This is a genomic window from Acetivibrio ethanolgignens (assembly GCF_001461035.1).
Lineage (GTDB): Bacteria > Bacillota > Clostridia > Lachnospirales > Lachnospiraceae > Velocimicrobium > Velocimicrobium ethanolgignens.
On record NZ_LNAM01000005.1, the window covers coordinates 1 to 6,579 of the forward strand.

Annotated in this window: 5 protein-coding genes; all 5 read left to right on the top strand. The window is 41.0% G+C overall.

Annotated features, from left to right (window positions below):
* Nucleotides 1–66 precede the first annotated feature (66 nt).
* The 5 genes from ASU35_RS01305 (at nt 67) to ASU35_RS01325 (ending at nt 6,523) form a co-directional block, all read left to right on the top strand.
* Complete coding sequence (locus ASU35_RS01305) at nt 67–2,352, top strand: leucine-rich repeat domain-containing protein (RefSeq protein ID WP_058351324.1); 2,286 nt, start codon at nt 67–69, stop codon at nt 2,350–2,352.
* 26 nt (nt 2,353–2,378) lie between these two features.
* A complete protein-coding gene (locus tag ASU35_RS01310; protein WP_058351325.1) occupies nt 2,379–3,518 on the top strand; it encodes a glycerate kinase in 1,140 nt (379 codons plus the stop codon).
* A gap of 9 nt (nt 3,519–3,527) precedes the next feature.
* Complete coding sequence (rpoN, locus tag ASU35_RS01315; RefSeq protein WP_058351326.1) at nt 3,528–4,817, top strand: RNA polymerase factor sigma-54; 1,290 nt, start codon at nt 3,528–3,530, stop codon at nt 4,815–4,817.
* 229 nt (nt 4,818–5,046) lie between these two features.
* Nucleotides 5,047–6,054: a PdxA family dehydrogenase gene (locus ASU35_RS01320; protein WP_058351327.1), complete on the top strand. Its 1,008-nt coding sequence runs from the start codon at nt 5,047–5,049 to the stop codon at nt 6,052–6,054.
* A gap of 19 nt (nt 6,055–6,073) precedes the next feature.
* Nucleotides 6,074–6,523, top strand: a complete 450-nt coding sequence (locus ASU35_RS01325) for a tripartite tricarboxylate transporter TctB family protein (RefSeq protein WP_058351328.1) — start codon at nt 6,074–6,076, stop codon at nt 6,521–6,523.
* The last annotated feature ends 56 nt before the right edge of the window (nt 6,524–6,579 follow it).

The window sequence follows — 6,579 nt, forward strand, 5'->3', positions numbered from 1 at the left end:
CCCAAAAAAATAAGTCTGTAAGCTGTTTTCCTTGCTTACAAACTTATTATACGAGGAGGAGTAAAGATGAAAAAATTACGAATGTTACTATTTTTTAGTATTTTCTCTTTTCTACTGTGTACACAGACAGTATCAGCAAAGGAAGAAAAAAATGATTTTGAAATCAAAGATGGGGTTCTGCTTGAATACACTGGCTCTAAAAAGACAGTACAGATTCCATCCGGAGTAAAAAAAATTGGAGATAATGCATTTTATAAAAACACACAGATAACTTCGGTTACTATGCCGGAGACCGTTACAGAAATAGGGCAGGAAGCCTTTGCCGGATGTAAAAAGCTAAAATCTGTTTCCTTTTCATCAAAGGTGAAAACCATTTCTTACCGGGCTTTTGCGGAGTGCAACGTATTGAAGGGAGTAGCCCTTCCGGAGAGCTTAACCTCTGTTGGAGAGGGTGCCTTTGAGTATTGTAATGCGGTTACCTATGTGGTAATTCCTAAAAATGTAACAAAGCTTGGTATTGGGGCCTTTAGAGGATGTGAAAAGATATCTAAGGTTACGATAGAGGCAGGAAGCAAATTAAAAACAATCAGTAGATATGCTTTTCAAAATTGTAGTAAATTAAAAAGCATAAAGCTGCCAGACACGGTTACAAGTATAGGAAAGAGAGCCTTTAGTGGTTGTCGTACTTTGACTTCAATTAATTTCCCCCAAAAGGTTACAAGGATACAAGAAGGAGCCTTTGAAAGTAGTGGACTGAAAAAAGTAGAAATACCAGAAACAGTAACACAAATTGAAAAATCTGCATTTGCCTTCTGCTATAGCTTGACTTCTGTTAAGATTCCAGAGGGAGTACAAAGAATTGAGAGAGGAACCTTCTGCTATTGCTCAAAGCTTACCAAGGTAGAGCTACCAAAAGGAATTACAGCGTTGGAGGAAGAAGCCTTTGGATATTGCCAGAAGCTTACACAAATAAATTTGCCAGAGGAGCTTCGGGTTTTAGGAGATAGAGTGTTTACAGAATGCAAGGCATTAAAAGAGGTAGAAATGCCAGAAGGGCTGGAGACAATAGGGGCCAGTGCATTCTCTGGTACAAAGCTTTCCAGATTGCAGTTGCCGGATACGGTAAGAGCTATTGGAAGCTATGCTTTTCAAGGCTGTGCTTTTGATGAGATTATACTACCGGAAAAGATAACTAAAATTAGTGAAGGTATGTTTTATGGCTGTTCAAATCTTAAAAATTTGCTTTTTGATGGTAAAATTGAGGCAATTGGACAGGACGCCTTTGGACAATGTGCCCGTCTGGAGAAGCTTTCTCTGCCGGCAAAGATAAAAACAATAGAACAGGATACCTTTTATGGCTGCCGCAGTCTGAAGGAGATAAAAATACCGGATCAGGTAGAGTCCATTGGTGATAGAGCTTTCCAGGAGTGTACCTCGCTGGAGTCGGTTTCTTTTGGAAAAGAGCTTAAAAGGATTGGAACCATGGCCTTTGCCCAGTGTAAAAAGCTGGAGGCAGTAGAAGTGCCAAAGGGTGTATTGAGTATGGGAAATAAGGCATTTTACTATTGTTCGGCACTGAAAGAGGTTACTTTGCCAAATACCCTTGAGAGCCTTGGTTCTTATGTGTTTACCGGAACCAAATGGATTGTAGAAAATGAAAAAGATAATATGGTTATTACCAACAATGGTATGCTTGTAAAATATACGGGAAGCAAAGAAAATGTGGTATTACCGGAAAAGGTTAAATATATTTGTGCTTCTGTTTTCCAAGGCTGTGACAGTATGAGATCAGTAAGAGCTTTAGGCAGCTTAAAAGCAATAGGAAGTAAAGCCTTTTATGATTGCTCTAATTTGGAAAGCATTCAATTTTCACTGGGTGTAAAGCGTATTGAGAGAAGTGCATTTTCAAGGTGTAATATGCTAAAGACAGTTACCCTTCCAGAAGGATTAGAAGCTATTGGCGATAGTGCTTTTTCTAGCTGTGAAAAGCTTGAAAAGGTAACGATGCCGGATAGTGTAATTACCATGGGAGAAAGTGTTTTTGATGATTGTCGTTCTTTAGAAAGAATTAAGCTGTCGGCTCAGCTTTCTGAGATTCCGGAGCAGAGCTTTTGGGGCTGTAGCCAGCTGCGGGAAATTGTTATTCCGGTATCTGTGGATTATATTGGACGTTATGCCTTTGCAAATTGTAGCTCCCTGATGATTATAAATGCAGTATCTACTAACTTGAAGGTGGAAAGCAGCAGCTTTTATAATACAAATCCGAAGCAGATTATCTGTAGTGAAGATACAGAGCTTTACCAATATGCAAAAAGAAAAGGTATAAAGATTCAGCTATACAAAGAAATATAATACTATTTTTAAGTGGAGGAGAAAAAATGAAGGTAGTTGTAGCAATTGATTCTTTAAAAGGAAGCTTGTCTTCGATGGAAGCCGGAAGGGCAATTGAAGAAGGGGTAAAAAAAGCAGTTAAGGATGCCGAGGTTATTGTAAAGCCTTTGGCTGATGGTGGTGAAGGAACAACCGATGCTCTGATTGAGGGGCTGAAGGGAGAAAGAATTGATATTCAGGTTACAGGACCTCTGGGAGAGACGGTAGCGGCTTATTATGGTTTTCTTCCTGAGACAAAAACAGCGATTTTAGAAATGGCTGCCGCAGCAGGTATAACCCTGCTTCCGGCAGGAGTAAAGGATCCGCTGCGAGCTTCTACCTACGGTGTAGGACAGATGATAAGAGATGCGGTAAAAAGGGGTGCCAGAGATTTTATTATCGGTATCGGAGGCAGTGCTACAAATGATGGAGGCATCGGTATGCTGAAGGCACTGGGCTATGAATTCCTGGACAAAGCTGGAAAGGCTGTTGGGGAAGGAGCGGCTGCTTTGGGAAGTGTTGTGAAAGTAACGGATGAAGGAGTTATGCCAGAGCTTAAGGAATGCCATTTTAGAGTGGCTTGCGATGTAACAAATCCTCTCTGTGGAGAAAACGGAGCAACCTATATTTATGGTCCGCAAAAGGGTGTCTCAGAGGAAATGAAAAAAGAACTGGATATGGCAATGAAAAGCTATGCGAAAGCCTGTGCAGAGTATGCGGGTACGGATTATAGTGAATATCCGGGAAGCGGTGCAGCAGGAGGACTGGGCTTTGCATTGATGACCTTTTTGCCGGCAGAGCTAAAGTCAGGAATTGACTTGATATTAGATGCTGTAGGGCTGGAGGAATGTCTTTCTGATGCAGATTATGTTATCACCGGTGAGGGAAGACTTGATCATCAGACCGCTATGGGAAAGGCCCCGGCAGGTGTTGCGAGGCTGGCAAAAAAGCACGGAGCTACGGTTGTTGCATTGGCCGGAGCTCTTACAAAGGATGCTGGAGTGTGTAACGATGCCGGAATTGATGGATTTTTCTGTATTTTAACAGCTGTTACAAGTCTGGAAGAGGCGATGAAGAAGGAAACAGCAGCATATAATATGACCTTGACAGCAGAGCAGCTTTTCCGGCTTCTGGGAGCAAAGAAATGAGGCTGAAGCATGATAGATGAATTGCGTCTTGAGCAACAGCAGCAGCTAAGCCAGCAACAGATACAGTCGCTACAGTTATTGGCGATGGATAATATAGAGCTGGAGGGCTTTTTGCAGAATGAGCATTTGGAAAATCCTTTGCTGGAGTATAGTTCTCAGGGAACTAGTTTAAGAAAAGGTGAAGTGGATGCTTTCTGGAACAGGGATATAAGAGAGTCTGCTGCTGAAGAAAATAAAATAAAACCGTATCTTCAGGAACAGTTACCTATGGAAAAGTTTACCCAAAAAGAATGGGAGCTTTTTGAATTCCTGATAGACTGCCTTGATGAGCATGGATTCTTTAAAGGTAACATAGAAGAAATAGCAAAAATGAACCATGTATCTTGCCAATCGGTAGAAAAATGCCTCGAAGAGCTGCGGCTTCTGGAGCCAGTAGGTATTTTCGCAGAAAATCTGCAGGAATGTTTGCTACGGCAGCTTGCGGTACTGGGAATTTCCAATCCAGATTTGGAAAAAATTATCAAGGAACACCTGGAGGATGTAGCAGAAGGAAAAATAAGCAGTATTTCCAGAGAATTAAAGCTCTCTACCTTGCAGGTGCGAAAATACATTGCTATGATAGAGCATTTAAATCCATGTCCGATGGCAGGCTTTTCAACAGGCGAAACAAAATATATTGTACCGGATATGATAGCAGTACAAGGCGAGTCTGGCTGGGAAATATTGCTTAATGACAGCTGGCTGGGAGACTATGGGCTGAATGATTACTATATCCATATGATGAAGGAAACAAAGGATGCTGAGCTGTATGAGTATTTTCGGAAAAAGCTGGAACGGGCAAGGTTTATCGTTAATAGTATTGAGCAGAGGAGAAAAACCCTTCTTATGATAGGAAAAACCCTTTTGGAGCATCAGAAAGGATATTTTGAGGGAAAAGAGCCCCTTCGTCCAATGACAATGACAGCCTTAGCAAAGGAGCTTGGGATAAATTCATCTACAGTAAGCCGGGCAATTAAAGGAAAGTACATACAGGCTCCAAGAGGAACATTGGAGCTGAAGAGCCTGTTTTCTGCTGGAGTGCACCAAAACGGAGAAGAAAAAGGCGAGGCAGTAACAGCAAATAAAATTAAAAATCAGATTTTTAAGCTTATTAAAGCAGAGGATAAAAGAAAGCCTTACAGTGATACGAAGCTGGTACAGCTTTTGCAGCAGGAAAATATCCAGATTTCCAGACGGGCTGTGGCAAAATATAGAGAAGAAATGGGAATCCGTGGAAGCTTTGAAAGAAAGGAAGAATAAGGAGCCTTATAGCTCCTTATTTTTATGTGCGAAACAAAACGAAACATAAAAATGAAACAATGAAACAAAATGAAACATATTTTTTTAAAATATGAGAAATTGTAAAATAAAAGTAATGTATTTATGGGAAATGGTAAATAAAATAGAGAAATAAAAAGTTGGCATGGTTTTTGCTTTTATATTTATGTGGAGAGAAAAATAAACCATATAAAGAAAGGAAATTGTTACTATGAGGGAAAAACCTGTTTTGGGAATCATTTTAGGTGATGCTGCAGGAGTAGGACCGGAAATTATCAGTAAGCTGGCAGATAGACATTTTTTTGAAGAGTATTGTCGGCCGATTATCATGGGTGATTTGAGAGTTCTGGAAAGAGCAGCATCGGTATGCGGACTTAAGCTTTCCCTGCAGAGGATTGAAAATGTAGAGGAAGCGGATTGGGAAAAAGGGCTTCCGGTTCTGGATCAGAAAAATCTGAATCCGGAAGAGGTGCCTTTTGGAAAAATCAGTGTAGAAAGCGGAAAGGCATGTCTCGGACTCTTAAAGCTGGGTGTAGAGCTTTACCAGGCAAAAAAAATAGACGGCTTTTGCTTTGCACCATTAAATAAGCAGGCCATGATTCAAGCGGGCTGTCCGTTTGAAAGTGAGCATCATTACATGGCACATCTATTTGGACATACAGAGCCTTTTGGAGAAATTAATGTTTTGGGTGACTTATGGACAACAAGAACAACAAGTCATATTCCAATCAGCAAGGTAAGCGATAACTTATCTGTAGAGACAATTATGCGGGCAATTCGTCTGGCGAATACGACACTGAAAAACTCAGGAATTGAAAAACCAAGACTTGGACTTGCAGCTTTGAATCCACATTGCGGTGAGGGCGGAAAATGTGGAAGAGAAGAAATAGATGTTATTACACCGGCAATTAAAGAGGCAAATAATATGGGTATTGATGCAACTGGTCCATATCCATCGGATATTCTCTTTATCAAAGCCTTTAACGGAGATTTTGATGGTGTTGTAACCATGTATCATGACCAGGGACAGATAGCCTTAAAGCTTAAGGGCTTTGATCAGGGAATTACAATTGCAGGCGGACTTCCGGCACCGATTGTAACCTGTGCCCATGGAACAGCTTATGATATTGCCGGAAAGGGCGTTGTAAAAACTTCAGCCTTTGAGAATGCTGTAAAAATGGCAGCTAAGATGGCATTGCATTTGAGAGGAGAAGACTAGAAAAAGGGGGATTATTAAAATGAAGAGGTTTGGTTCAAAGCAGATAGTTACACTTCTGCTGGCAGTGGTAGCCATAGTATTCATGGTAGTAGGATTTACCCAGCTAGGCTTTTGGAATCCGGTTAACGGACCACAGCCGGGGTTCTTTCCTTCTATTATGGCAACGGTGATGCTTCTTATGTGTATTCTGGCCTTTGTTCAGTCCTTTAAGGAGGAGGAACAGCCAAAATATGAGAGGGATGAGCTTCTGGTTATCGCAGGCGGAGCCGGAATCATTGCAGGAAGCTTTATTATTGGACTTTTACCAAGCTGCTATTTGTTTATTGTGCTGTGGCTTAAGGTGTTTGAAAAATCAAGCTGGAAAGCAACCTTGATTGTGCTGGCTGTATGTATGGCAATTTCCATTGGAGTATTCCGCCTGTGGCTGGGTGTACACTTCCCTATGGGTCTGCTTGAAAACTTTATGTAGCATTCTGGTGATATGTCAAGAACTTTTTGAAAAAGATTTTGATATGTTTTTCAGAA

What these genes read in the sequence shown, in the direction of transcription:
- ASU35_RS01320 (WP_058351327.1), top strand. Translation starts at nt 5,047, where the DNA reads ATGAGGGAAAAACCTGTTTTGGGAATCATTTTAGGTGATGCTGCAGGA.
- ASU35_RS01310 (WP_058351325.1), top strand. Translation starts at nt 2,379, where the DNA reads ATGAAGGTAGTTGTAGCAATTGATTCTTTAAAAGGAAGCTTGTCTTCG.
- ASU35_RS01325 (WP_058351328.1), top strand. Translation starts at nt 6,074, where the DNA reads ATGAAGAGGTTTGGTTCAAAGCAGATAGTTACACTTCTGCTGGCAGTG.
- ASU35_RS01305 (WP_058351324.1), top strand. Translation starts at nt 67, where the DNA reads ATGAAAAAATTACGAATGTTACTATTTTTTAGTATTTTCTCTTTTCTA.
- rpoN (WP_058351326.1), top strand. Translation starts at nt 3,528, where the DNA reads ATGATAGATGAATTGCGTCTTGAGCAACAGCAGCAGCTAAGCCAGCAA.